Below are 23,276 nucleotides of genomic sequence, written 5' to 3'. Positions count from 1 at the left end.
GCCGTCATGCGTCTTCTCCTTCTGTCGGGGCGGCAGCCTTGTTCTCGGTGCCGTTCTGGTTCGGCGGCGGGTAGAGCTGGTCGCCCTCTTCCGTGTCTTTCAGGCCCTCGCCGCGGCGGGCTTCGTTCGCCTTCATCCACGGCCCGCCCACGGCCTGGTTCAGCGCCTCGTAGCGCTCCTTGGTCGTGGCGGTCAGCAGCGCGTCGTAGTCGTGGCGCAGCACCAGACCGGCGCGGCGCTCGGCCTCGGTCAGGATGCCGAGCGCGGTCTGCGCCTCGACGAAGCCGCCCCAATGGCTTAGACAGTCGGCGCGGTAGTCGATCGCCTGCTGCTGGCCGTTCGCCTTCACGCCATGCTCGAGCATCTGCAGCTTCGACGGCGGCACACGGTAGAGCGCCGCGATCTGCTCGCGGTCCATCTTGCGGCTCTCCAGCAACTGCTGGTCGGCCGGGCTCATGCTCAGCGTCTTGATCTCGTCATCAGGCCCGACGATCGGGATGTCGCCGTTCTCCATCGCCTGGCGCAGCCGCCGGACCTTGCGCTGGTAGGCCTCGTCATCGTCGAAGTATTCTTTGACCTTCGCATAGCCCTTGATGTTGGTGCCGCTCGCCGCCTTGGCCGCCGCCTCCTGCCCGGCCAGCGCGATGCCGACCGACTCGGCCGCGACCGCAAGCGGGCTGCGCCCGGTCCAGCCGTCCTCGCTCATGTAGCGCAGATGGGCAATCACCCGGCCCGGCGCGCGGCGGTGGATCTCCGCCCCGTCCTCGAACTGGTAGAAGCGCTCGCGCCCGTAGCGCAGCGGCGTGATCAGGTCGTTGTGGATGTGCTCGATCAGCACCAGCTCGCCCGCCCCGTCGCGCGGCGCGTAGGCGAAGGCCTCGCCGCGCAGGCAGAAGGCATAGCCAAGGGCGAAGCGCGCCCCTATCGCCGCGACGCCGGGCGAGCTCTCGACGTTCAGGAGGTAGTTCGCCGGATGCTCCGGCACCGGCTCCTCGCGCCCGTCCCGTCCGCGGCGCATCACCTCGAGCGGCAGCTTCGACAGGTCGCCCGCGATCACCGAGCAGCAGGCCGTCACGGTGGCATGCCGCTGGGCGATGACCGGAGAAACCGGCGGCAGCCCGGCCACGCGGGTGCCCGACCCGCCGAAGCCGATCTCGCGCCGCCAGCCCGCCTCGGAGGACGTGCCCACGGAAGCGGTAACATCCGAGGCGGTGACGACCGGCTCCAGCCTTGCGGCCGGCGGTTCCTGGCGGAAAGGGTTCCAGAGTTTCACAGCGTCTCCAACTCGCGCGCGCGGATGCGGCCCTCGCCGAGCGTCGCCCGGCCGACCGCCATGATCATCGCCACCGCGGCGTCGATCCGGCCGCGGCTCCGCTTCTTGTTCGGCTTGATGTTGAGGCTGGCATCCTCGTCGCGATGGGTGTTGCCCACATGCTGGGCCAGCACCGGGTTGCCGCCATGGCGCAGGCGCCTGTCGGCGACCAGCTCCTCGACGCGCTGCATCGGCCGCGACATCGACGCGAAGCCCTGGCGGTGCTCGACCATCGGCAACCCCGCCGCCTCGAGCTCCTTCGCCATCTCGGCCATCCGCCAGGGGTCATAGGCGACCTCCTGCACGTCGAAGGCCGACTTGATCCACTTGAGCCGCTTCTTCACCTCGCCCCGGTCGATATTGCCGCCGGGATGCACCTCGAGCCAGCCTTCCTGCTGCCAGCCGATGTATTCCCGGCACTCGGTCTGGGCGCGGTGGATGAAGCCCGAGGGGCCCTCGGCGATGAAGACATAGGCCAGCAGGTGGACCTCCTCGCCGACCGGAACGGCGACAACGACGGCCGTCGTGTCGGTCGTGTCCGAGAGGTCGAGCCCGACCCAGGCGCGCCGTCCGTAGAGCGTGCGCGGATCGATGGCCGCATCGGCGCCGCCGCGGTTCCAGCTGTCGGAGGCGATCCAAGCCTCGGCGCCCTCGGTCCAGAGATTGAGGTGAAAGCGGCGGAAGTTCGGCATCTCGGCGGTGATCACCTGGGCGCGCTCGCCCGCCTTGCGCACGGCCGAGAGCGGCTTCGACACGCCGAGGTTCGGATTGCCCATCGCCCAGGCCGCCGGGTCCATCGGATCGCAATCGGCGGGCGGCTCGGCGACATAGGCGAAGAGGCTGTCGTCGTGGTGGCCGCCGCGCAGCACCTTCTCGGCATAGGTCCGCAGTTCGCCGCAGATCGAGCCGTTGCGGTCGTGCCCGGCGGTGGTGATCGCCCAGTCGATCGGCTGGGCGCGGGCGATCATCGACTCGCGGATGGTCTCGGCAAGCTCGCGGTCGGTCCAGCGGTGAAGCTCGTCGCGCGCCAGGAAATGCGGGTTGATGCCGTCCGAGCTGTCGCCGTCGCGCGACAGGCACTTCATCACGCCGTCGGTGTCGGGCTGCTCGATCTCGTACTTGTAGACCGCGAACCCGCGGCTCAGCAGCGGCGAGCGCTTCAGCGCCCGCTTCAGGCCCTTGAACAGGAGCCCGGCCTGGTCGCGGGTCGTGGCCGCGCAATAGCCCTGCGGCGCGGCCTCGCCGTCGAGGAGCTGCGTGTAGAGCATCGGCACGGCGGTGTCGGTGGTCTTGCCGTTCTTCTTGCCGACCTGGTGGTAGGTGTCGCGGAACCGGCGCAGCCCGGTGTCCTCGTGCTTCCAGCCGAAGACCGAGCCCATGCGGAAGACCTGCCACGGCTCGAGGATGAAGGGCTGTCCGGCCTTCGATCCCTCGCTGTGGCGGATCATGGCGGCGAAGCGGATGATCATGTCCGCGGCCCCGCAGTCGAATACCAGCCCGCGGGCCGCTCCCTCCTCGAGGTCGCGCAGGTGCCGCTCGCAGGCCAGCCGCACCAGCTCCCCCGCCACGACGCGCCCCTCGGCCACGTCCAGCGCGTAGCGCGACACGGCATGGTCAATCGGCTGCATCATTGCCCTTCAAGGCGCCCATGAGCTGCTCCATGAAGCTGCCCTGCCCCTCGCCGCTCAGCCGCTGCTCGTCGACCGGCGTCATCCCGAAGACAGCGCCGAGGCGCTGCATGGTGGCAACCACCTCCTGGCGCTGCTTCCAGACTGCGGTGTGCTTCTGCTGCAGCCCGTTGCGGGTCTTCACTTCGTACCAGCTGCCATAGGTCGCGATCTCGCCGGTGAAGCGGATGAAGTCCGCGCAGGCCTCGCAATAGGCGGCGAAGCTGTGCTCGTAGTGGCCCTCGAGCCGCTTCTTCTGCGCCATGACCGGAGCAAGCTGCTCCCAGACCTTCGTTCCCTCCGTCGACATCCACTCGGGAGCGTCCGGGATCTGGATCGTCGTCTCGCCCGCGAATGGAAGCACGTTCCGAGGTTCCGGCTTTGCCCCCCTCATGTCCGTTCACCTTGGGCTTTTTTCTCCAAATTGCCGCGTGCAGAAAGGGAGGGAGAGCGCCGGTCGTCAGCCGGGACCCCGGATTCTTGACCCACCCCCGGGGCACCGGCGCCATGCCAGACCTCGGCCGCCGTCTTGCGGCTGTGGCAGGGCTTGCAGAGCGGCTGCCAGTTCCGGCGGTCCCAGAACAGGGCACGGTCGCCGCGATGCGGGACGATGTGGTCGACCTCCGTCGCCGCGGTCACCAGGCCGAGCCCGGCACAGTCGCGGCAGGTCGGGTGCTTCGCCAGGAAGGCGGCCGAGGCCTTGCGCCAGGCGCGGCTGTAGAGCTTGCGCCATTGCCGTTCGGCATCGCTGCGCCGGTTCTTCGCCGCCGACTTCCCGGCCAGGCGCCGCGCTTCGTGCCCGGCACAGCGGGCGCACCCGTCCTGTGCCAGCTCTTCGCAGCCGGATGTGACGCAGATCAGTTTTGGCATGGCATGAGGTCGGAAAAGGAAAGCGCCCGCGCAGTTGCCTGCCGGGCGCATTTCCTGATCATGCACAAGTGATGGGCGCGGACGGACTTTAAGTCAATCCCCTTTCGCTCAGCAGGCCCGCAGCCGCTCCAGGACGGCGCCCAGAGCCTCGGCCAGCGCGCGGCGCGTCTCCTGCTTCTCCGCCCAGCCGAAGGCCCTGAGAACCTCGCTCAGCGACTGTCCGCCGAGGCAGACCCGTTCGGCCAGCGCCCGGTCGGGGATCGAGGCCCGGGTGCCGCGGGCCGACGGCCGGACACGGCCGGGGCGTTGTCCGCCAGCGCAGCCCGCGGCCTTGCCGGGACCGTCTGCGCGGGTCCGGCAGCACGCGGACCCGCGCCGGTGCTCCTGGTCAGGGATAGGCGGCGCTGTGGAAGTCGATCTCGAGCTGCTGCGCGCGGCCGAAGATGGCGCTGCAGCGGGCCTTTGCCTCTTCCGGCAGCTCCGCGCCGAGCGCGTCGAGGCTGTCCTTCAGCCAATGCGCCCCGTCGCGGAAGCCGTCGGAGACATGCATCCCGATCCAATGCGCCAGATCCGGGTCGGCGGGCATATGCGCGGCGACCGCATCGTTCCAGGTCAGGTACATCCATTCCGCGGCGAACATCGCGGCGAGAATTTCGGGATAGCTGCCGGTCTCGGCGATCTCCAGCATGCCGCCGCCGAAGGCGGCGACGTCCGGATGCGCCAGAAGCGCCTCGTCGCGGACGATCCCGCGCGCGGCGAAGACCCGCTCGAAATAGGCGATCTGCTCGTTGGCCAGCGCGTCGAGCACGGCGATCAGCTTGCGCCTCGCGGCCATGTCCGGGGCCTTGGCGACCGCCAGCGCGAAGATCGAGATCGCGGTCTCGACGAAGCCGCCCTCGATCTGCAGGTAGCGGTCGAAGACCTCGCGGGGCAGCCGGTCAGCGGCGATGTCCTGCACGAAGCGATGGCTGGTCATGGCCTCGAAAACCGCCGCGTTCTCGGCGAGGATCCGGTCGGACAGGGCGTCGGTCATGCCTCGAGCGCCTCCTGCGCGGTCTTGACGAAGGCTGCTGCGCGGGCCGGATCGACCGGGTTCCACCAGACGCCGCCCTCTTTCAGCGAGGAGGCGACGATGACGCCGCTGGTCAGGCCGAGGATCTCGCAGACATTGGCCTCGGTCACGCCCGAACCGACCAGGACCGGCAGATGGGTCGCCCCGCCGATGGTGCGGATCTCTTCGGTCGCGGCACTGTCGCCGGTGCGGTTGCCGGTGGCGATCACGCAATCGGCGTCGAAGAAGGCCAGGTCGCGGGTCAGCTCCTCGACCGAGCGGTCGGCGGTGATGGCATGGGCACCGTGCTTGACATGGCTGTCGGCGAAGATCTTCACGCCGTCGGCCCGCAGCGCCGCCCGGTAGCGCATCGCCTCGGCGGCGCGGCCCTCCATGAAGCCCTCGTTGGCGACATAGGCATTGGCCCATTGGTTCACCCGCACGAAGGCGGCGCCGCCCGCGACGGCGGTGGCGATGGCCGGGATCGGCGCATTCGCCAGCACGTTGATGCCGAGCGGCACGCCGAGCGCGCGGCGGATACGGTCGGTGATCACCGACAGGAAGGCGGCGGTCTCGTAGCCGATGTCATCGGGCTTGGAGAACGGGATGTCGCCGTGGTTCTCGATGATCAGCCCGTGGAAGCCGGCTGCGACCAGCGCTTCGGCATCGCGCATGCAGGTGTCGTAGAGGCTGTCGACCGCGGCGCCGCGGTAGCGCGGCGCGCCGGGAAAAGCCGGGCAATGCACCATGCCGATCAGTGCCTTGGGGCGCCCGAAGATGTCGCGGATCGCGTCGGAGGCGATATTGGAGATTGTCTGAGTCATTGGTCGTCCTGTCGGGATAACGGGGGAGGCGCGGGGCGCGCCTTGGATCAGGCGGGGCAGGCCCGGTTGATGGCGGTCATCAGCGCTTCGACGCGGGCGGGATCGACGGGATTCCACCAGACCGCATCCTTCTTCAGGCCGCCTCCGCTGCAGTCCCGCGACCGCAGACGCCGTCCCGCATGTCCGGCGCATCGGCAAAAGCGGCCGGGGCCAGCCCGCCGCCAGGTCCGGCAGACAGGGAAGGTCGCGCGATCGGCCGGGCCAGCCAAGCATCGCGGGAATGCGCCAGGATTGCGTCCCGCGGGGCGGCACAGAGATGCGCGCGACCGGCGACCGGCAAAAGGCCGGGATTTTCCGGATGGCTTGCAGGTCTCCGGCGGTCCGCTTGCGGAGTTGCCGCTCTCCGGCCGGCGCTGCTTCCGATCGGCATGGCAAAACCCTCCATTGCGAAGAACGTGCTGAAACCTGCCGGATAATATTTACGAATGATTATCTAAGGGAAAGGATTGCACGCGGACGATGTGCAATCAAGCGCGCAGGGCCGCCGGAGCGGCAAGGCACGTGCAGATGGCGCGCGATGCGCACCGGCGCACGGCGAAGGCCGGGTCCGGGCGGCCTCCGGACGCGGTTCCGAAGAATGGGGGGCGCTGGCCGGAAGGGGCCGCGCGGCCGGCCGGGGCTACTCGGCGACCTTTTTCACGAACTGGGATTTCAGGCTCATCTGGCCGATGCCGGGGATCTTGCAGTCGATGTCGTGATCGCCGCCGACCAGGCGGATGCCGCGCACCTTGGTGCCGACCTTGACGACCGAGGAAGACCCCTTGACCTTCAGGTCCTTGATCACCGTGACCGTGTCGCCGTCAGCGAGGACGTTGCCGACGCTGTCGCGGATCTCGCCGCCCTCCTCGGCAGCCGCGCCGGGCGACCATTCATGCCCGCATTCGGGACAGACAAGCAGGGCATCCGCCTCGTAGGTGTAGGCGGAGGAACATTCGGGGCACGGGGGCAGCTGATCGGTCATGCCATCGCCTTAAGCCCGCCGCCCGGATCTGGCCAGCGGAAAACGCGCCGCCTCAGCCGAGATAGACCCGGCCGCGCGGATAGCGCACCCGCGGCTGGCCGCGCGTCGCGAGGAAGAAGCCCAGCGTCAGCGGCCCGACCCGGCCGAGGAACATCAGGATCATCACCACGCCGCGGCCGATCCCGTCGAGCTCGGCGGTCGCGCCGCGCGACAGGCCGACCGTGCCGAAGGCCGAGACCACCTCGAAGGCCAGATCGGTGAATTCGCCGTCATGCGAGATCGAGATCGCGAACATCGCCGTCATGATCGCGATGGTCGAGACCGTGGCCAGCGCCATCACCTTGAACACGTCCTCGGGGCCGAAGCTGCGGCCGAAGGCGCGCATCACGGTCTCGCGCCGGAAAAAGGCGATGGTGGCGATGATCAGCACGCAGACCGTCGTCACCTTGATGCCGCCCGCCGTCGAGGTGGAGCCGCCGCCGATCACCATCAGCGCCATGGTCAGCAGCACCGTGGAATCGTGGAGTGCTGCGGTGTCCACCGAATTGAACCCCGCGGTGCGCGGACTGATCGCCTGGAACCAGGCGGCGCCGAGCTTGGCTGCGGCCGAATGCAGCCCGCCGAGCGTGCCCGGATTGCGCCATTCGAGCAGCGCGAAGAGCACCCAGCCGAGCAGGATCAGCACCGCCGAGCCGGTCAGCATCAGCTTGGAATGCAGCGTCAGCCGCTGCCAGCTGCGCGCCTCGGCGATGTCGCCCAGCACGATGAAGCCGAGCCCGCCCGCGAGGATCAGCCCCGGAATGACGAGGTTGATCACCGGATCGGCGACATAGCGCGACAGGCTGTCCGGGAAGAGCGCGAACCCCGCATTGTTGAAGGCCGAGACCGCGTGGAACAGCGCCATCCACAGCCCCTGCCCCGCGCCGAATTCCGGCACGAAGACCAACGACAGGAGCACGGTTCCGGCCAGCTCCGAAACCGCCGCCACCCAGAAGACCAGCCAGACGATGGTGCGCAGCTCGTGATAGCCCGACTGGTTCAGCTCCTCGCGCAAGAGCAGCTTCGACGGGATGCCGACCGGCACGCCGAGCAGGAACAGCAGCAGCACCGCGAAGGCCATCAGCCCGAGCCCGCCGAGCTGGATCAGCACCAGGATCACCGCCTGCCCGGCAAAGGTGAAGACCGAGCCGGCATCGACCACGGCCAGCCCGGTCACCGTCACCGCCGAGACCGAGGTGAAGACCGCATCCGCCCAGTTCAGGCTGCCGTCATGGCAGAGGGGCAGCTTCAGCAGCACCGCGCCCGCCAGGATGCAGCAGAGATAGAGCAGCGCCAGCGTCGCGGGCGGCGAATGCACCAGCCCGCGCGACAGCGCCGGAACGCCGCGGCGGATCAGGGCCATGGCAGGGTCGCCGCGAATTCGCGCAGGTCGGCGCGCCGCCCGAGCAGGATCAGAAGGTCGTCCTTCTTCAGCGTGCAGTTCTGGCCGTCGAAGCCGAGATATTCCGTGCCGCGCATCGCGCCGATGCAGCGCAGGTCGTGCCCGGCATGCTTCAGGTCGCAGAGCTGGGTGCCGTCGAGCTTCTCGGGGACCTTGAAGTTCACCACGTGGAAGCCGTTGCCGAGGCTGACATAGTCGCGCACGATCGGGTTGTGCAGCACCTGCGCGATATGCCGGCCGACCTCCACCTCGGGATGGATGATGCGGTCGACCTTCAGCTTCGACAGGATGCGGTGATGGGTCTTCGACGAGGCCTTGGCCCAGACCGTCGGCACGCCCATGGTCTTGAGGTTGATCGCCGCGATGATGCTGGATTCGAGATCGTCGCCCATCGCCACCAGCGCGGTGCCGCAATCGCCGATCCCGGCCTCGCGCAGCGCCTCTTCGTCGCGCACGTCGATGATCGCCGCGCGGCTCAGTTCGTCGGCCAGCGCATTGACGCGGGCCTCGTCATTGTCGACGCCGATGACGTAATTGCCGAACCGGATCAGTTCGCGCGCGACCGTGGCTCCGAAGAGTCCCAGCCCCAGGACGGCGAAGCTGCCGCTCTTGCGGGGGCCGGAGGGTTTGAGAAGCGCCATGTCCGCCTTCCTTGCTGTCCTCAGCCAAGGCGTATTGCGCTGCGTGCGCCGGAGCAAGGGGTCTGGCCCTGCCCCGGCGGAAGACGCAGGGGGACTGTGCCCGGCTGCCTGCGAAAGCGACAGCCGGCCACCGGATCAGCCGCCCGCGGCGGGCGCCATGCCCGCCACCGCCGCCGCGGCCACGAGCGCCGGATTGCTGCCGTCCCCGGCGATGCCGGAGAGGCCGTAGGCGGCGATGCCCCCGGCGGCGGCAGCGCCCGCGATCGCGTCATTGCCGCCGATATTGAGGATGGTCAGCGGCCGCGCCCCGGCGGCGAAGCCGCTGGCCTGGAGCTGGAACAGCTGTTCGCCGAGATCGACGACCAGATCGCCCGGATCGGTGACGGCGCGGGCGCCGCCGAAGGCGAAATTCGCCAGCGTCCCGGCGCCGAGCCCCCAGGCATCGGCGAGGATGTCGACATAGGTGTCCCCGCCGGTGAAGCGCCCGTCATTGTAGGGCGGCGGCGGATAGAGCCCTCCGGTGGCGGAATGCAGGTTGCCCGTGTCGCTGAGGCTGTCGCCCAGGATGACGACGCGGTCATAGCCTGCCGGCAGCGTGGCGGCGGCCAGCGGCGCGGCAAGGCAGAGGGAAAGGCCGAGGGCGGCCGCGGAAAAGGCAGAGGTCATGAAGGCTCTCTTTCGGAAAAGCGATGCCCTCACGGTAGCACGGATTTCCGCGCCGCCCTACTTGAACGGTGCCATGCCCGCCCGGGCCAGCTCGTCGGCGCGCTCGTTCTCGGGATGCCCGGCATGGCCCTTGACCCATTCCCAGGTCACGTCATGGCGCGCCCGCGCCTCGTCGAGACGCTTCCACAGGTCGACATTCTTCACTGCCGAGCCGCCTGCCGTCTTCCAGCCCTTGCGCTTCCAGCCGGCCAGCCATTGGGTGATGCCGTTCTTCACATAGGCGCTGTCGGTGACCAGCGTCAGCTTGCTGGGGCGGCTCAGCGCCTCCAGCGCCGAGATCGCGGCCAGAAGTTCCATGCGGTTGTTGGTCGTGTCGGCCTCGCCGCCGTTCAGCTCGCGTTCCTTGACGACGCTGTCGCCCTCTCGGGCAATCAGGATCACGCCCCAGCCGCCCGGGCCGGGATTTCCGCTGCAGGCGCCGTCGGTATAGGCAAATAGGTCAGGCATGGGCTGTCACGATCACGAAATTGGAGAGGGTGCCGTCAAAGCCTTCATCTGCGCCGGTGTCAATCTCCAGCCGGGAAAACCCGGTCCGGTGCAGCAGCTCGGCCAGGGCCCCTTCGCCGATATAGGCATAGCGGCGCCCGATCCGGTCGCGGGCCGTGCCGGTCCCGGTCTTCATCGCGATCAAGAAAGGCGCGCCGGGTTCCAGCGCGGCATGGATGTCGGCGACATGGCCGGGCAGGGCGCGGGCTTCGGCATGGAGCAGGCTGAAATGCGCCCAGATCCCGTCGAAACGGCCGAGGCCGGGAAGGGCGGAGAAGCCGGCCACCGTGACCTCGAGCCGGTAGCGGCGCATCGCTTCGGCGGCCATGCCCGCGGAGGCATCGAGCGCCACGGCGTCGAAGCCGCGGCCGCGCATCCGGGCTCGTGACCGAGACCCGGGTGTTCTGCCTCGACCGGGCGGCGGAGCGTGCCTTCGCGCCCTACTGGTACCTGATCCGGCCGGTCAGCGGGCTGATCCGCCGCCGCCTCCTGGCCATGGCCGCCCGCGCCGCCGAAGCGGCGTGACAGCTGGCCCCGTGGCGCCGATGGCGCTAGAAAGGGAGCAGGAGGAACGCCCATGCGCCTGACCGAAATCGAGTACCGCGACGCGCCGCCCGTCGAGGGCTACGGCCCCGGCTTCTTCCGCATCGGCGGCGAGGTGATCGAGGGCGGGCTGCTGGTGCTGCCGGGGCTGCGCCGGACCTGGGGCGGCTATGGCGAGCTGGCGACGATCCTGAAGCATGCCGGGCAGATCGACGTGCTGTTCATCGGCACGGGGGCAGAGATGGATTTCCTGCCGCGGGAGCTGAAGGCGCAGCTCGAGGCGGCGGGGATCGGCGTGGAGCCGATGGCCAGCCCGGCGGCCTGCCGGACCTACAACGTTCTCCTGGGCGAGGGCCGCCGCGTCGGGCTGGCGGCGCTCGCCGTCTAGGCCTCAGCCGCGGCCGCGATAGGGCGGCACGCCCTGGTCCGGAATCCAGACGCCCTCGGGCGCCGCGCCGGTCTGCCAGAACACGTCGATCGGGATGCCGCCGCGCGGATACCAGTAGCCGCCGATCCGGAGCCAGCGGGGCTTGAGCGTCTCGACCAGCCGCGACGCAACCATGAGCGTGCAGTCCTCGTGGAACGAGCCGTGGTTGCGGAACGAGCCCAGGAACAGCTTCAGCGATTTCGACTCCACCAGCCATTGGTCCGGCACGTAGTCGATCATCAGATGCGCGAAATCCGGCTGCCCGGTCATCGGGCAGAGCGAGGTGAATTCCGGGCAGGTGAAGCGCACCAGGTAATCCATCCCGGCGCGCGCATTCGGCACGCGTTCCAGCGTCGCGGCCTCGGGGCTGGCGGGCATCTCGTTGCTGCCGCCGAGCTGGGTCAGGGCAGAGAAGCGCTCTTCGGTCATCAGTGTCCTCCGGCTGAGGGATCGGGGGCGAAATTCTTTTCGGGCTCCGAAACCGCGCTGACCGCGGCGTCGCGCGGCAAGCTGAAGGCCAAGGCCGACGGCGGCAGCCGCGGCGCGGAAGAAGCCCTCAAGATCACCGAGGACAACGAGCGGCTGATCGGCTCGGTGCTCCTGGGCAACAACCTGGTGAACATTCTCGCCACCTCGCTGACCACTGCCCTGTTCACGCGGGCCTTCGGCGACGGCGGCGCGACGCTGGCGCTGGCGACGCTGATCATGACCTTCCTCGTGCTGATCTTCGCCGAGGTGCTGCCCAAGACCTACGCGATCACCAATGCCGAGGCCGCGGCCGCCGCCGTCGCGCCGCCGATCTCGATCATCATCCGCGTTTTCTCTCCGGTCGTGATGGCGGTGCGGGCACTGGTGCGCACCGTGCTGAAGCTCTTCGGGGTGGAGACCGATCCGCAGAACAACGTGCTGGCCGTGCGCGAGGAAATCTCGGGCGCGCTGGCGCTGGGGCATTCCGAGGGCGTGGTCGAGAAGGAGGACCGCGACCGGCTTCTGGGCGCGCTCGACCTGGCCGACCGGACCGTCGAGGAGGTGATGAAGCACCGCTCCGAGATCGAGATGGTCGATGCCGACGCGCCGCCCGCCGNAGGTGCTGGCGCAGTGCCTCGCCTCGCCGCATACCCGGCTGCCGGTGTTCCGCGAGGGGCTTGAGAACATCATCGGGGTGATCCATGCCAAGGACCTGCTGCGCGGGCTCGCCAAGGCACGCGCCGAGGCCGACGATCCAGCTGCCGTGGCCGAGGATTTCGATTTCCTCGAGGTCGCNGCGGAAGCCCTATTTCGTGCCCGAGACCACGACGCTCGACGACCAGATGCGCCAGTTCCTCAAGCGCCACACCCATTTCGCGCTGGTGGTGGACGAATACGGCATGCTGCAGGGCCTGATCACGCTGGAGGACATCCTCGAGGAGATCGTCGGCGAGATCACCGACGAGTTCGACACCGGCGAGACGCAGGGCATCGAGAAGGCGCCCGACGGCCAATACCTGGTCGATGGCTGGGTGACGATCCGGGACCTCAACCGCGCCAATGACTGGCAGCTGCCGGATACCGAGGCCAACACCATCGCCGGGCTGGTGATCCACGAGGCGCAGATGATCAGCCCGAAAGCACGAGCAGCCCCAGCACCGCGAGCGCGGTGATCCAGAAGGCTGCATCGAAAGCCGTGGTGGCGGTGTCCATTCCTTAACGTCCTTATGCCTGTCTAGGGGTCTTATGATAGGGCGCAATGACGTGTTCAAGAAGGACGGCGGATGAAGGTTGTTCAGCTGGGCGAGATCGCGGGACCGGTGATGGCTTTCGGGCGGCCCGCGTCGAACCTGCAGGCGGTGATGGCGCTGATGGGGCAGGCGGCGCGGCGCGGCGTGGCGCGGGAGGCGGCATCGCCGACATTGCCGGAGGTGACCTCGACCGCCGGGATCTCCAATCGCCGTCGGGGAAACGGTCTGCCGGACCGTCTCCTGACCCTCCTCGATCTCGTCAATTCCAAGGTGGATCTTGCGCCGTGAGCGGGCCGCGCCACCGGTCCGAGCGCAGCGGCGAGCGAGGCGCTGAAGCAGCGTGGATCGCTGACGGTCTGGTTCGATCCCTCGATGCAATGGGACGCGGTGCCGTCCGGGCGTCGCGGCCGACAACGGGCCTATAGCGACGCCGCGATCCAGGCTTGCCTGACCCTCAAGATCCTCCTCGGGCTGCCGCTCCGCCAGGTAACCGGCTTCATGGCAAGCCTGTTGGAACTGTCCGGGCTGGGGTGGTCCGTGCCGGACTTCAGCACGCTGTCACGCCGCCAGAAGACATTGGACGTGACCGTTCCGTTTCGCGGTTCGAAAGGTGCCTTGCACCTGCTCATCGACAGCACCGGCATCAAGGTGGAAGGCGAAGGTGAGTGGCACACGCGCAAGCATAGCGGCTCGAAACGAAGGGCTCGCCATTGTCCTCGGACCAATGGCGGACATGGCTCGCGGCGCAAGATCCACCTCGGGATCGATGAGCAAACATTGGAGATCCGGGCTGTCGAGGTCACCTCCAGCAATGTCGGCGATGCCGAGCCGGTGAGCGCCACCGGTCCGGGCGAACCGGCGAGGGATGCTGCCGGAGCTGCTCGCCCAGATCCCGGCGGACGAGGAGATCGCCACCGTCACGGCCGACGGCGCCTATGACGCGCGCGGCTGCCATGATGCCATCGCGGCCCGCGGCGCGGCGGCGGTCATTCCCGCAACGCCAGGCCCTGGAAGCCGGACACGGCGGGAACTCGCGCACGCAACGAGATCCTGCGGGCGTCGAAACACCTGGGCCGGGCGCTCTGGCGGAACTGGAGCGGGTACCATCGCCGCAGCAGGGTCGAAACGAAAATGAACTGCGTGAAGCTGCTCGGGCAGAGGCTGATGGCCCGCGACTTCGACCGCCAGGTGGCCGAGGTCCAGATCCGGGTGGCGGCCCTGAACCGCTTCACTGCCCTCGGCATCCCGACGACCGTGGCCATAGGATAAGTGTGTCCGGGGAAAGGGGAATTGCGGTCATCAGCTGATTTGCGCAACAGCGCCACGTGAAGGCGACTTCGGGAGCCGGGTCTGCCACGTCTTCAAGACCCCGCTCTGGCGCAGCGCAATCCGTCTGGAAACGGATGTCCGGCTTGCTCCGATTTGCATTCAATAGATACGTCTTGCCGCAAGGCGGGCCAGCTCTAGGCCCCATGATCGCGTGGTGAGGCGACTAGGTCGGCGCCTCTCCCGCGATCATGGGGCCTGAAGCTGCATTTGATGCAGGCGTCGATTAACGGCAATCTAGAGCCCAAGACGATGCGCCATCCGAATGCAAATTGAAAGGCTCCGGCAATGCCCTCCCTGCTCCATTTGCGCACCAGCCCGGCGCCGCGCGAGACGCTCCCGTCCTTCATGTCGCGCCTCGCCGCTTGCAACAACGTGAGCCTGCAGGATTTCGCGATCGACATGGGCCTGCCCTTACGGTGGACCCTGCTCGGCCGCGCTGACGGGATTGCCCGGCTTTCGGAAGTTTCAGGGCTGGCGGAAGACGAAATGCTGGAGCTCCGTTCTTGGACCAGCATTCCCGTCGGGAGCGTCCGCATGCAGTTCCGCGGCGAGTTGATGGTATCGCGCGCATTGCGCAATCCGCTCATGCGCGGCTGTGCCGATTGTCTCCGCGAGGACCTGCAAGCGTCCCCGGATGTTCCGCTGTCGGCGATGGCCATGCACGGCGACTGGCAGTTCCGGGAGACCTCGGTCTGTGTCCGTCATCGACGGAAGCTCTCCGATCTCTGGCAGGAGGCCAACCTGGTTGCGCGGCAGGACGTCTAGGGCCAGCTTGGCGGCCTCCTGAACCGGATTGCGGACGGCGAATTGCAGGGCGGACATGCGGAGCCCAGCGCCTATGATCTCTGGCTCGACAGGCGCCTTGCGACCGGGCGCGATCCAACTTGGCTTGCGGAGCATTCCATTTTCGCGGCAGCGACTGTCTGCCGCCACCTCGGACTGAACCTCGTCGACGCGGAAAGCCTTTCCGCTTCGGGCGGCGACCTTGCGGGCGAAGCCCAGGCGGCAGGGTTCGGGGTGCTCAGCCGCGGTCCGCAGGCCTTCAGGGCAGCTCTCGACGCACTCGCTGCCGCTGCCGCAGGATCCGGTGCCAAGCCTCACGCGGCCTTCGGCAGCCTCCATGAGATCTTCCGGAAGAATTACGCTGACTTTCCCGAATTCGACGGGTTCCGGGACATCTTGCGGGACTGCGTCCTCGACCACTGGCCTTTTGCGGCATGTGCCACCGTTCTCGGAAAGGTCCAGCAGGAACGCAGGCTGCAGTCGGTGCTGGCCGCATCCCAGGCGACGGGAGCGGACCCGATCGTCATCCAGGCCCTTCTCGTCGAAGCGGGAGCGCTGGCGGCGGATGATCCGCGCAGCTTCGCGCGGCAGACCTTCGATGCCCGGCGCCATGGCGGGATGATTGCCGAGATTCCGCAGCTCGTCTGCATCTCGCGGATGTGCGCGGAAATGGGAGCCTCCAAGCGGGAGTTCGAGTGCCTGGAGGCGGATGGCGTCCTTCACCCCGTGATCCGGAACCCTTTGGTCAATAATCGGTGGCGCCTGTCAGATGGCCTGCACCTTGTCGAGGAGCTTCTCGCCACGGCGTGTCCGGTTGCCCGGGACAATGACGCCTGGGAGACGCTGCAGGCAGCGCGCCGCCGCATGGGCATGGGGCTGAGGATCCTGTTGGAGGGGCTTCGCCGCGGCATGCTGCGGGCCGGACAGCAGACCGGCCGGTCAGGCTATGCGGCGCTCCTGATCGCAAAGGAAAACGTCGACTGTCTTGCCCGGGCATTCCAGGAGGTACAGCCGGAAAGGGTGCCCGGCGCCCTGGCCCTGTCCGCATTTTCCCGGAGCATCGGTCTGCGGGATCGCAGCTGCTTCCGGTCCCTCGTGGAAGACGGCCACACTCCCGCCAGCGCCATCCGGCATCTCGCCACCGGACCGGCCCTCCCTGCATTGAGCGAAGCGCATGTGGCGCAGTTCCACCGCCGGTTCGTGACCGTGCCCACCCTGGCGGCCGAACTCGGCCTTCATCGAAACACCGTCCGGACCTGCCTTCGCGACGCGGGCGTGCCGCGCTTCTCTCCGGGCGGGAAGGATTACGGGAACATATACCTCCGGCAGGATTTCGATTTCCGCATCTTCTTGCGCCGCTAAAGTACTCTGCGGCGATTCTGGGGCAAGGTCCGTTCCGGAAGCTCCGGACAAGCCGGGCGCGGGCGCCGCGCCATTGCAACCACATCCCCTCGCCAAGGTGACCACCCTCCAACGAGCGTGCGGACGTGCCTGAGACATGGGTAGGTTGCCTTCTCTTGAGTTGGGCGCACGCCCCAAGACAACTCAAGAATTTTATCTTTTTATTTCAACTTCTTGCCGTAGATCGGAAGACTTTCACCTCCCAATCCGAAGAAATCTGTTGACAGGCATGTGCAAGCTTATGCACGAAATGTGCAAACTTATGCCTTATTGGCAATTATAGGTGTGATGGTGGGTGATAAGAGATTCGAACTCCTGACATCTTCGATGTGAACGAAGCGCTCTACCACTGAGCTAATCACCCGGTAGAGCGCTCTCTAAAGGGATGCTCCGGGAGCTGCAAGAGGGTTTTCGGCAAAAAATGAGATTCCGCAGCGGCAAGTCCGCAGGGCAGCGCCGGGGCGCCGCCCTGCCCGGCCGGTCAGGCGGGAAGACCCAGCCGCTCGCGCACGATGCGGGCGAAATCCTCGCCGCGTTTCTCGAAATTCGGGTACTGGTCGAAGCTCGCCGCAGCCGGGGCCAGCAGCACGGTCTCGCCCTCTCCTGCCTCGGCCATGGCCTGGGCCACCGCCTGTTCCATCGTGCCGCTGATCTCGTGGTCGAGCCCGCCGAGCTGCAGCGCGAAGTCGCGCGCCGAGTGGCCGATCAGGTAGGCCTTCACCACCGCGCCCAGATGCGGCGCCAGCGCCCCGATGCCGCCATCCTTGCCGAGGCCACCGGCGATCCAGCGGATCTTCGGGAAGGCCTGCAGCGCCTGGGCGGCGCTGTCGACATTGGTGGCTTTCGAGTCGTTCACATAGGTGACGCCCTTGGCTTCGGCGATGATCTGGCTGCGGTGCGGCAGCCCCTGGAAGCTGAGGAAGCCGGCCTCGATCTCGCGCGGCGCCAGCCCCAGCGCGCGCAGCGCGGCATAGGCCGAACAGGCATTCTGGTGGTTGTGGCGTCCCGGCAGGCCGCGGATGCCGCGCAGGTCGATCGAGCCCGCCTGGCGGCCCTTACGGTATTCCGACAGGAAGCCCTTGCGGGCGAAGACGTTCCAGCCCGGCCCGTCGAGCTTCTTCGTCACGCTGATGCGCATCACCCGGTCGTCGCCCGGCGCCTCGGCGAGCTGGCCCGCGAGGAACAGGCCCTCGTCCTCGTCGACGCCGACCACCGCGCGGTCCGGACCGCCCTCGGCGAAGAGCCTGCGCTTGGCCGCGAAATAGCCGCCCATGCCGCCATGGCGGTCGAGATGGTCAGGCGAGAGATTGGTGAAGACGGCGACATCCGGGGTCAGCGCGCGCGCCAGGTCAGTCTGGTAGCTCGACAGCTCCAGCACGATGACGCCGCCATCGCCCGGCGGATCGATGTCCAGGACGCCGCGGCCGATATTGCCGGCAAGCTGCGCTTCGCGCCCCGCCTCGAGAAGGCAGTGATGGATCAGCGCCGTGGTGGTGGACTTGCCGTTCGAGCCGGTGATCGCCACCACTTTCGGCGGCACGTCGAATTCAAGCCATTCGCTGCCCGCCAGCGAGCGGAAGAACAGGCCGATGTCGTTGTCGACCGGCACGCCCTCCTCCAGCGCGGCCCGGACCGCCGGATGGGGATGCGGATAGAGATGCGGAATGCCGGGGCTGACCACCAGCCGGTCGAGCCCGCGCAGGGCCTCGGGCTTGGTCAGGTCGCGGATTTCGTGGCCCGCCTCCTCGGCCTTGGCACGGCCTTCCGGGCTGTCGTCCCAGCAGACCGCCTCGGCCCCGCCCTCGCGCAGCGCTGCCGCCGCCGAGAGCCCAGGGCGGCGGTTACACACCTCAGCCCGGACAGTTCGAACAGGCTCGCCACGAAGCCTGTCGTCTGGCGGAGCGGCAGCCCGAGAAGGACCTTGAAGGTCAGGCAAGCTTGGATTGCGGCATCACTGTACGCCTGCTGGCGGCCGCGACGCCCGGACGGCACCGTCTCCCACTGCATCGAGGGATCGAACCAGACCGTAAGCGATCCGCGCTGCTTCAGCGCCTGGTTATACGCGGGCCAGTTGGTGGTCTTGTAGGTCGGCTTAGGCGGTCTGCTCATGCAAGCTCGCTACTACATTGGATTCACGAAGTGAATCCCGGAGCATCTTTGTGCAACAACGCCACGTCGCGGGCAACCGTGGCGCCGGTGGCGCCGCGAAAGTGCCGGAGACGGACGGCTTCGACGCCGAGGCGGCGGCCCATGCTGCCTTAATGAGCCGCAAGGGCGACCGCTTGGAGTTCACGCTGGTCCGCGCCAGCGGATCGAACGGTCCGGGCGGGGACCGTTCGAAGGCGCAGATGGAGAGCTTCCTCGTATCGCTGAAGACCAAGCTGGTGCACCGCACCAGGTTCCGGTCCCGCCGCGAGGCCAAGGCGGTGCTGTTCGAATGCATCGCCATCTTCTGCACCCGCCAGCGCCGCCACTCGAGCATCGGCTGCCGGACACCGGAGCAGGCAAGGAGCGACATGGCCGCCGCGACGGCCGCATAGCGAATATCAGTCCGGTCCGGGATCCGGGGGCAAGGCCAGATCAGCTGTCAAGTTCCGCATCCCAGTAGAGATAATCGACCCAGCTTTCGTGCAGGAAGTTCGGCGGGAAGCGGCGCCCCATGTTGCGCAGCTCCTCCGAAGACGGCTGTCTCGGCGGTTTCTTGAGGGAAAACCCCACCTGCTTCAGCGTCTTTGAGCCTTTCTTCAGGTTGCAGCGCCCGCAGGCCGCCACCACGTTTTCCCAGGACGTGATCCCGCCGCGCGCACGCGGCACCACATGGTCGAAGGTCAGGTCGCCCTTCGATCCGCAATACTGGCAGCCGAATTCGTCCCTCAGAAATAAATTAAAGCGCGTGAAGGCCACGCGCTTTTGAGGTTTGACGAATTCCTTGAGAACGACCACCGACGGTATTCGGATCTCGGTGGTCGGGCTCCTGACCACATGGTCGTACTCGGCTATGATGTTCACCCTGTCGAGGAAGGCAGCCTTCACGGCTTCCTGCCACGGCCAGAGTGACAGCGGATAATAGGAGAGCGGACGGTAATCCGCATTCAGCACCAAGGCCGGATGGTGTTTGAGACTATTGGGTTCTCGGACGAAAGCCGTCCTGAAATCTGCCTGCATGGGTGAAGTGTCCTCGCCCTGTCTGCCCGTCGCGGCACCAGAGCGGGCCGTCCCACCCTAGCTATCCTGACTATATATCGCGTTTTCCACGGCACAAGTCCCGCAACATGCGGTATAGTTCAGGTATCCAATAAACATGTTATGCGACGCTGGCGTGACAGGGCGGGGACTCAGGCCCCCGCCTTGCCCTCCATCTGCTGGCGCAGGAAGGCCAGCGCGGTGCTCAGGCCGTCGGGATCGATGCCGTGGCCGGTGCCCTTCATGGTATGGGCATAGGTCTCGAAGCCCGCCGCGCTCAGCGCGTTCCCGGCCTCCTGCATGGCCGAATAGGGCACGACCTCGTCGGAATCGCCGTGGATCAGGATGACCGGCGGCTTCACCTTGGCCTCGGCTTCCAGGGTCTCGGGCTGCATCAGGCGGCCGGAGAAGCCTACCACGCCGCCGATCGCCTCGTCACGGCGCGGGGCGACATGGAGGCTGAGCATCGTGCCCTGCGAAAAACCGAAAAGATAGAAATTTTGGGGACTTACCCCGGTCTCGGCCAGAGTGTCGTCGATGAAGCCCTGCAGGTCCCCGACCGCCAGCGCCATGCTGGCCCGGGCCGCGGCTTCGCTCGATCCGTCGATCCAGGGCAGCGGGAACCACTGGAACCCCATCGGGTTCCCGGCGCAGGGCTCGGGCGCATCGGGGGCCAGGAAGAGCGTGTCGGGCAGGTAGCCGCCGAGCGGCTGCGCAAGGCCCAGAAGGTCGGCCCCGTTGGCACCGTAGCCATGCACGAAGGCCACCACGGTCTTCGTCTCGCCCGATTTCGGCTCCACCCGTCCGACGGTCAGCTTGCGCGTCATCTCATGCCCTCGCGTTGCTTTTCCACCCGGTAGTAGGCCCAGAGCAGCCGTGCCGCAACCGCGCGCCACGGGCTCCAGGCTGCGGCCATATCGCGCAAGATCCGTTCGCTCGGGCGTCCGTCCAGCTCAAAAAGCAGGCGCGCCGCCTCCTGAAGTGCCAGATCTCCGGGCGCGAACACGTCTGCACGGCCAAGGCTGAACATCGCGTAAATCTCCGCGGTCCAGCGGCCGATTCCCGGAACTGCGACCAGCGTGGCGATGACCTCTTCGGACGGGACCTCGCGCAGCGCGGCAAAGCGGATGCGCGACGCGGCCAGTTCGCGGGCATAGCGGATCTTCTGGCGCGACAGGCCGCAGGCGCGCAGCTCTTCGTCCCCTGCCCCGAGGATCTTGCGCGGACCGGTCAGCCGGGCGGCCTTCAGGCGGCCCCAGATGGCATCGGCCGCCGCGACCGAGACCTGCTGCGAGACGATGGCCGACAGCAGCGGCTCGAACCCGTCGCGGCGGCGCCGTCCGCGCCACCATCGAGGCGATGTCCGGAGAAGCACTCGCGGCCTTCCTCGGACGCAGCCGCCATGGCCGCGGCGCTGCTGCGCAGAAGGGCTGCCGCCACGGGCAGCGCGCGCGGCAGCTCGCCGGAACCTTCGGCACCGGGACGGTTCGGGTTCCTCGTGCCCGGATCGAAGAATTCGACCGTTAAGCGATCGATCCGGGGGATCGATCGTAGGGAGAATGCGGGCAAGGTCACCGCGTGGCGGTCGAAAGCGCTGCCGCGCTGCAGGCGGCTGACGAAGAGCGGGGAGGGAAGCAAACAGCGTGGGGCGCTGTTTGCCCGGCGAGCGGGGCGCTGATCGCGGCGGTCTGCCTGGCGGGGACCGGCACGCGCCGGGTGACGCGGGCGCTGTCCGGCCTGTTCGAAGGGGCCGTCAGCCGGGAATGAGCGCCTGCGCGCCACCGGTCCGGGCGCAGGCGCGAATGGCAGCCGGGCCTGGCGGAAGGCGAAGGTCGAGTGGGAGGCCTGCTCTGCCCGCGATCCGGCCGACGGGGACAGTGCCCGGGTCCGGCATCTCTCTCGGACGGATCGCGGTCGATGCCTCGCTTCCGGACGGCACCGTCATCCGGACCCGGCCGGACCGCAAGGCCAGGAACATCCCGGTTCTGGCGGCGATCCGCTGCCCCGGCAGGGCAGTGCGCAACGATGTCCCGAGAGGGGGCGTGCGCCGCGACGGGCAGAAAGTGCTGTTATCCATCAAGAACATGGGCGGCGAGAGCACCGCGGCCCGGGGCCGGTTCCCCGCCGATCCCGATGCCCGCGGCCTCGGACGGCCCGAATGCGCCGTCGTCGACCGCACGCCCGGGCTCGAAGCCGCGCTCGTGGCGCTCCGGGCGAAGACCTGCCGATCCAGCGCTGCACGGTTCACAGTGAGACCGGGAATGCCACTGGTCCGAATGACCGGTCGAACCCGGACCCTCCTGGCGCAGGCCCCCAAGCGCCTGCACGGCGAGCTGGCCGAGGATTGCCGCGACCTGATCCATGCCGGCACCGACGCCGGGGGGAGCTCAGGCGCAAGATGTTGCCGCGCGCAAATGGCGCCTCAAGTGCCGGGCGGCGGCCGGCAGCCTGGAAGGGCCGGGCGACCGGCTCTCCAGCGTCACCTGGCTCGATCCGCCGCAAAATGGAAACCTGCGGGGACGACCAACGCGACAGAGCCCCTGAACGAAGCGTTCCGCCGCCGCATCCAGCCCCGGACCGTGCTGCGCTGCGCCGGGACCGTGCCGATGCTGCTCTGGGCGCTGCTGGCCTCCGGGCAGGGCCGATCGGCATTTTCCAACACATTCGCGACACGAGCCGATGGTCCCCGGCGGCATCGGATTTGTTCAGGCGCGAGGACAGGACCTTGTGGGCAACCCTCGCATCCACACAGGTCACGGCCAAACCCGGATCGCTCAGCGACCGCTGGAGCGAGACCGACAGTTGACTGCTTTCGTGAACAGTCAGCACCGGTACAATCCGCTTCTCTGTGGAAAACCTTGCCACGGCTGCAGGATCGCAGGCGACGCTCCTCCGGGCCTGGACGGCCCCGGTCTCGTCGACGACACGGATCGAAAATTCCTTGACGGATACATCGAGCCTGGCATCGTGCTTCATGGTCGTTCTCCTTCCAGCGACGTCATGTGAGGCTGAGGGTACCGGACTTCGCTCGCCATCGGGGAGCGACCGGCCAAATCACGCCATGTCGCCGGATGTCGGCCAATTTGTCGGCAGGCTAAGCTACGGCATCGATTTCATGTCAGGCGGCGATCTGCAGTTCCGGGTCCGGCTGCCATGGGCCTCGTCCGGCACCAGGAGCGCATGCGATGAGTGCGGGCGTCTTTCTTTGCAGTCGCCGATCCAGGCACCGATTCCCTTGTGAACCGGCATTGTTGCAGAACTCGCGGGCTTCCGGGATTCACGGCGTGGATCCGGTGGGTTGAGAGCCTTCCATGACGAAGATCGGCCCGTCACGACGCGCCGCCCCCGCAGACAGCCGCCGCGCCCTGCCCCAACGGGACGCCCCGGGCCTGGCGGCGACATCACCACGACCGGTCCGCCGCTGCGCCGAGCGGCAAGGCGGGAAGGCAGCAGATCAGGGGGGCAGCCTGAGATCCGTCCGCGCCGGGGTCATTCGGACCATCCAGCCCTCCCGGCCGGGAGACCACAAGTTTCATTTGGAGCAGGCTGCCGCCGTGGCAGCTTGGGCCGAAGGAGGCTGGATCGACGGAAAGCCGCTGTGGAATGCCGGACTGCCTCGGCCACCTCCGTCGGCATTCCGGCTGCCATGCCAACCCGGTGACGCAGGGCGACCCGGCTTGCGTCCGCTGCCGTCAGTCCGCCGTGGCGCGGCAACAGGCGGCAACATCTCCCGGTTGAAATGCCGTCACGCGCTCCTCCGCCACCGTCCCGGTCCGACGGGGCCCGGAGGCCTCCGCTCTTGCCTCATGGCTTCGACAGCTCCCGCTGCAGGATGGGAGCCATCACGCAAATC

At 67.9% G+C, this 23,276-nt stretch carries 23 protein-coding genes, 1 tRNA gene and 4 pseudogenes; 9 read left to right on the top strand and 19 right to left on the bottom strand.

Features of this window, described 5'->3' with window-relative positions:
• Positions 1 to 4: 4 nt before the first annotated feature.
• The 12 genes from C7T91_RS25755 to C7T91_RS25695 all read right to left on the bottom strand — a co-directional run bounded on the left by C7T91_RS25755 (position 5) and on the right by C7T91_RS25695 (position 10,415).
• Positions 5 to 1,273 (bottom strand): phage portal protein, encoded by a 1,269-nt coding sequence (locus tag C7T91_RS25755; RefSeq protein ID WP_108262494.1) that lies wholly within the window; start codon positions 1,271 to 1,273, stop codon positions 5 to 7.
• Positions 1,270 to 2,940 (bottom strand): terminase large subunit, encoded by a 1,671-nt coding sequence (locus tag C7T91_RS25750; RefSeq protein WP_108262552.1) that lies wholly within the window; start codon positions 2,938 to 2,940, stop codon positions 1,270 to 1,272. The genes C7T91_RS25755 and C7T91_RS25750 overlap by 4 nt, the downstream gene beginning before the upstream one ends.
• Positions 2,927 to 3,373: a P27 family phage terminase small subunit gene (locus C7T91_RS25745; protein WP_108262492.1), complete on the bottom strand. Its 447-nt coding sequence runs from the start codon at positions 3,371 to 3,373 to the stop codon at positions 2,927 to 2,929. Before C7T91_RS25745 ends, C7T91_RS25750 begins: the two co-directional genes overlap by 14 nt.
• Positions 3,370 to 3,849: an HNH endonuclease signature motif containing protein gene (locus C7T91_RS25740; RefSeq protein WP_108262550.1), complete on the bottom strand. Its 480-nt coding sequence runs from the start codon at positions 3,847 to 3,849 to the stop codon at positions 3,370 to 3,372. The genes C7T91_RS25745 and C7T91_RS25740 overlap by 4 nt, the downstream gene beginning before the upstream one ends.
• A gap of 388 nt (positions 3,850 to 4,237) precedes the next feature.
• Positions 4,238 to 4,882, bottom strand: coding sequence for a TenA family protein (locus tag C7T91_RS25735; RefSeq protein WP_108262490.1), 645 nt, complete (start codon positions 4,880 to 4,882; stop codon positions 4,238 to 4,240).
• Positions 4,879 to 5,724 (bottom strand): BtpA/SgcQ family protein, encoded by an 846-nt coding sequence (locus C7T91_RS25730; RefSeq protein WP_108262488.1) that lies wholly within the window; start codon positions 5,722 to 5,724, stop codon positions 4,879 to 4,881. The genes C7T91_RS25735 and C7T91_RS25730 overlap by 4 nt, the downstream gene beginning before the upstream one ends.
• Positions 5,725 to 6,403: 679 nt before the next feature.
• A complete protein-coding gene (locus C7T91_RS25720; RefSeq protein WP_108262486.1) occupies positions 6,404 to 6,745 on the bottom strand; it encodes a zinc ribbon domain-containing protein YjdM in 342 nt (113 codons plus the stop codon).
• A gap of 52 nt (positions 6,746 to 6,797) precedes the next feature.
• Positions 6,798 to 8,147, bottom strand: coding sequence for a TrkH family potassium uptake protein (locus C7T91_RS25715; protein WP_108262483.1), 1,350 nt, complete (start codon positions 8,145 to 8,147; stop codon positions 6,798 to 6,800).
• Complete coding sequence (locus C7T91_RS25710; protein WP_108262481.1) at positions 8,138 to 8,827, bottom strand: potassium channel family protein; 690 nt, start codon at positions 8,825 to 8,827, stop codon at positions 8,138 to 8,140. Before C7T91_RS25710 ends, C7T91_RS25715 begins: the two co-directional genes overlap by 10 nt.
• Before the next feature lie 135 nt (positions 8,828 to 8,962).
• On the bottom strand, positions 8,963 to 9,493 hold the full coding sequence (locus C7T91_RS25705) for an SGNH/GDSL hydrolase family protein (protein ID WP_108262479.1): 531 nt from the start codon (positions 9,491 to 9,493) through the stop codon (positions 8,963 to 8,965).
• 57 nt (positions 9,494 to 9,550) lie between these two features.
• Entirely contained in the window at positions 9,551 to 10,000 is a 450-nt protein-coding gene (gene rnhA / locus C7T91_RS25700) for a ribonuclease HI (protein ID WP_108262477.1), read from the bottom strand.
• Positions 9,993 to 10,415 (bottom strand): class I SAM-dependent methyltransferase, encoded by a 423-nt coding sequence (locus C7T91_RS25695; protein ID WP_108262475.1) that lies wholly within the window; start codon positions 10,413 to 10,415, stop codon positions 9,993 to 9,995. Before C7T91_RS25695 ends, rnhA begins: the two co-directional genes overlap by 8 nt.
• An 8-nt stretch (positions 10,416 to 10,423) precedes the next feature.
• Between C7T91_RS25695 and C7T91_RS33945 the strand changes: the two genes are divergently transcribed.
• Entirely contained in the window at positions 10,424 to 10,564 is a 141-nt protein-coding gene (locus tag C7T91_RS33945) for a hypothetical protein (RefSeq protein WP_201742261.1), read from the top strand.
• Positions 10,565 to 10,616: 52 nt separating this feature from the next.
• On the top strand, positions 10,617 to 10,970 hold the full coding sequence (locus C7T91_RS25690) for an Mth938-like domain-containing protein (RefSeq protein WP_108262473.1): 354 nt from the start codon (positions 10,617 to 10,619) through the stop codon (positions 10,968 to 10,970).
• Between the two features lie 3 nt (positions 10,971 to 10,973).
• Here C7T91_RS25690 and queF read toward each other — a convergent pair whose 3' ends face one another.
• Positions 10,974 to 11,438: a preQ(1) synthase gene (gene queF, locus C7T91_RS25685; protein ID WP_108262548.1), complete on the bottom strand. Its 465-nt coding sequence runs from the start codon at positions 11,436 to 11,438 to the stop codon at positions 10,974 to 10,976.
• 33 nt (positions 11,439 to 11,471) lie between these two features.
• On the opposite strand from queF, the pseudogene C7T91_RS25680 reads away from it, so the two are divergent.
• The 5 genes and pseudogenes from C7T91_RS25680 to C7T91_RS25660 all read left to right on the top strand — a co-directional run.
• Positions 11,472 to 12,607, top strand: a pseudogene (locus tag C7T91_RS25680) (HlyC/CorC family transporter); the annotation flags it as partial.
• Between the two features lie 153 nt (positions 12,608 to 12,760).
• The gene (locus C7T91_RS25675) at positions 12,761 to 13,015 is read left to right on the top strand and encodes a hypothetical protein (protein ID WP_108262471.1); all 255 of its coding nucleotides are present in this window, start codon (positions 12,761 to 12,763) and stop codon (positions 13,013 to 13,015) included.
• Between the two features lie 42 nt (positions 13,016 to 13,057).
• A pseudogene (locus C7T91_RS25670) lies at positions 13,058 to 13,996 on the top strand (IS5 family transposase).
• A gap of 345 nt (positions 13,997 to 14,341) precedes the next feature.
• Complete coding sequence (locus C7T91_RS25665) at positions 14,342 to 14,821, top strand: TniQ family protein (protein WP_108262469.1); 480 nt, start codon at positions 14,342 to 14,344, stop codon at positions 14,819 to 14,821.
• Positions 14,822 to 15,073: 252 nt separating this feature from the next.
• Positions 15,074 to 16,201 carry a hypothetical protein gene (locus C7T91_RS25660; RefSeq protein WP_161556108.1) on the top strand — a complete coding sequence of 376 codons (1,128 nt, stop codon included), beginning with the start codon at positions 15,074 to 15,076 and terminating at the stop codon, positions 16,199 to 16,201.
• 328 nt (positions 16,202 to 16,529) lie between these two features.
• Here C7T91_RS25660 and C7T91_RS25655 read toward each other — a convergent pair.
• The 3 genes and pseudogenes from C7T91_RS25655 to C7T91_RS25645 all read right to left on the bottom strand — a co-directional run.
• Positions 16,530 to 16,604, bottom strand: a tRNA-Val gene (locus C7T91_RS25655).
• Between the two features lie 117 nt (positions 16,605 to 16,721).
• Positions 16,722 to 18,089 carry a UDP-N-acetylmuramoyl-L-alanine--D-glutamate ligase gene (gene murD / locus C7T91_RS25650; RefSeq protein WP_108262465.1) on the bottom strand — a complete coding sequence of 456 codons (1,368 nt, stop codon included), beginning with the start codon at positions 18,087 to 18,089 and terminating at the stop codon, positions 16,722 to 16,724.
• 2 nt (positions 18,090 to 18,091) lie between these two features.
• Positions 18,092 to 18,349, bottom strand: a pseudogene (locus tag C7T91_RS25645) (transposase); the annotation flags it as partial.
• A 50-nt stretch (positions 18,350 to 18,399) separates the two neighbouring features.
• Between C7T91_RS25645 and C7T91_RS25640 the strand changes: the two are divergent.
• On the top strand, positions 18,400 to 18,780 hold the full coding sequence (locus tag C7T91_RS25640) for an IS3 family transposase (protein WP_145963024.1): 381 nt from the start codon (positions 18,400 to 18,402) through the stop codon (positions 18,778 to 18,780).
• A 40-nt stretch (positions 18,781 to 18,820) separates the two neighbouring features.
• Here the strand turns inward: C7T91_RS25640 and C7T91_RS25635 are convergent, their stop codons facing one another.
• From C7T91_RS25635 to C7T91_RS25625, 3 genes are all read right to left on the bottom strand, one after another.
• Positions 18,821 to 19,405: an HNH endonuclease gene (locus C7T91_RS25635; protein ID WP_108262461.1), complete on the bottom strand. Its 585-nt coding sequence runs from the start codon at positions 19,403 to 19,405 to the stop codon at positions 18,821 to 18,823.
• Between the two features lie 170 nt (positions 19,406 to 19,575).
• Positions 19,576 to 20,250, bottom strand: a complete 675-nt coding sequence (locus tag C7T91_RS25630; RefSeq protein ID WP_108262459.1) for an alpha/beta hydrolase — start codon at positions 20,248 to 20,250, stop codon at positions 19,576 to 19,578.
• Positions 20,247 to 20,798, bottom strand: coding sequence for a DNA-3-methyladenine glycosylase family protein (locus C7T91_RS25625; RefSeq protein WP_108262456.1), 552 nt, complete (start codon positions 20,796 to 20,798; stop codon positions 20,247 to 20,249). Before C7T91_RS25625 ends, C7T91_RS25630 begins: the two co-directional genes overlap by 4 nt.
• Here C7T91_RS25625 and C7T91_RS37035 point away from each other — a divergent pair.
• Positions 20,762 to 22,062, top strand: a pseudogene (locus C7T91_RS37035) (transposase); the annotation flags it as partial. The gene C7T91_RS25625 and the pseudogene C7T91_RS37035 overlap by 37 nt on opposite strands.
• Positions 22,063 to 23,276 lie beyond the last annotated feature (1,214 nt).

This window comes from Mangrovicoccus ximenensis (assembly GCF_003056725.1).
Lineage (GTDB): Bacteria > Pseudomonadota > Alphaproteobacteria > Rhodobacterales > Rhodobacteraceae > Mangrovicoccus > Mangrovicoccus ximenensis.
The sequence above is the reverse complement of the archived record's forward strand: the minus strand, read 5'-3'. Positions and strand labels throughout refer to the sequence as shown.

What these genes read in the sequence shown, in the direction of transcription:
- C7T91_RS25750 (WP_108262552.1), bottom strand. Translation starts at nt 2,940, where the DNA reads ATGCAGCCGATTGACCATGCCGTGTCGCGCTACGCGCTGGACGTGGCC.
- C7T91_RS25745 (WP_108262492.1), bottom strand. Translation starts at nt 3,373, where the DNA reads ATGAGGGGGGCAAAGCCGGAACCTCGGAACGTGCTTCCATTCGCGGGC.
- C7T91_RS25740 (WP_108262550.1), bottom strand. Translation starts at nt 3,849, where the DNA reads ATGCCAAAACTGATCTGCGTCACATCCGGCTGCGAAGAGCTGGCACAG.
- C7T91_RS25735 (WP_108262490.1), bottom strand. Translation starts at nt 4,882, where the DNA reads ATGACCGACGCCCTGTCCGACCGGATCCTCGCCGAGAACGCGGCGGTT.
- C7T91_RS25730 (WP_108262488.1), bottom strand. Translation starts at nt 5,724, where the DNA reads ATGACTCAGACAATCTCCAATATCGCCTCCGACGCGATCCGCGACATC.
- C7T91_RS25720 (WP_108262486.1), bottom strand. Translation starts at nt 6,745, where the DNA reads ATGACCGATCAGCTGCCCCCGTGCCCCGAATGTTCCTCCGCCTACACC.
- C7T91_RS25715 (WP_108262483.1), bottom strand. Translation starts at nt 8,147, where the DNA reads ATGGCCCTGATCCGCCGCGGCGTTCCGGCGCTGTCGCGCGGGCTGGTG.
- C7T91_RS25710 (WP_108262481.1), bottom strand. Translation starts at nt 8,827, where the DNA reads ATGGCGCTTCTCAAACCCTCCGGCCCCCGCAAGAGCGGCAGCTTCGCC.
- C7T91_RS25705 (WP_108262479.1), bottom strand. Translation starts at nt 9,493, where the DNA reads ATGACCTCTGCCTTTTCCGCGGCCGCCCTCGGCCTTTCCCTCTGCCTT.
- rnhA (WP_108262477.1), bottom strand. Translation starts at nt 10,000, where the DNA reads ATGCCTGACCTATTTGCCTATACCGACGGCGCCTGCAGCGGAAATCCC.
- C7T91_RS25695 (WP_108262475.1), bottom strand. Translation starts at nt 10,415, where the DNA reads ATGCGCGGCCGCGGCTTCGACGCCGTGGCGCTCGATGCCTCCGCGGGC.
- C7T91_RS25690 (WP_108262473.1), top strand. Translation starts at nt 10,617, where the DNA reads ATGCGCCTGACCGAAATCGAGTACCGCGACGCGCCGCCCGTCGAGGGC.
- queF (WP_108262548.1), bottom strand. Translation starts at nt 11,438, where the DNA reads ATGACCGAAGAGCGCTTCTCTGCCCTGACCCAGCTCGGCGGCAGCAAC.
- C7T91_RS25675 (WP_108262471.1), top strand. Translation starts at nt 12,761, where the DNA reads ATGAAGGTTGTTCAGCTGGGCGAGATCGCGGGACCGGTGATGGCTTTC.
- C7T91_RS25665 (WP_108262469.1), top strand. Translation starts at nt 14,342, where the DNA reads ATGCCCTCCCTGCTCCATTTGCGCACCAGCCCGGCGCCGCGCGAGACG.
- C7T91_RS25635 (WP_108262461.1), bottom strand. Translation starts at nt 19,405, where the DNA reads ATGCAGGCAGATTTCAGGACGGCTTTCGTCCGAGAACCCAATAGTCTC.
- C7T91_RS25630 (WP_108262459.1), bottom strand. Translation starts at nt 20,250, where the DNA reads ATGACGCGCAAGCTGACCGTCGGACGGGTGGAGCCGAAATCGGGCGAG.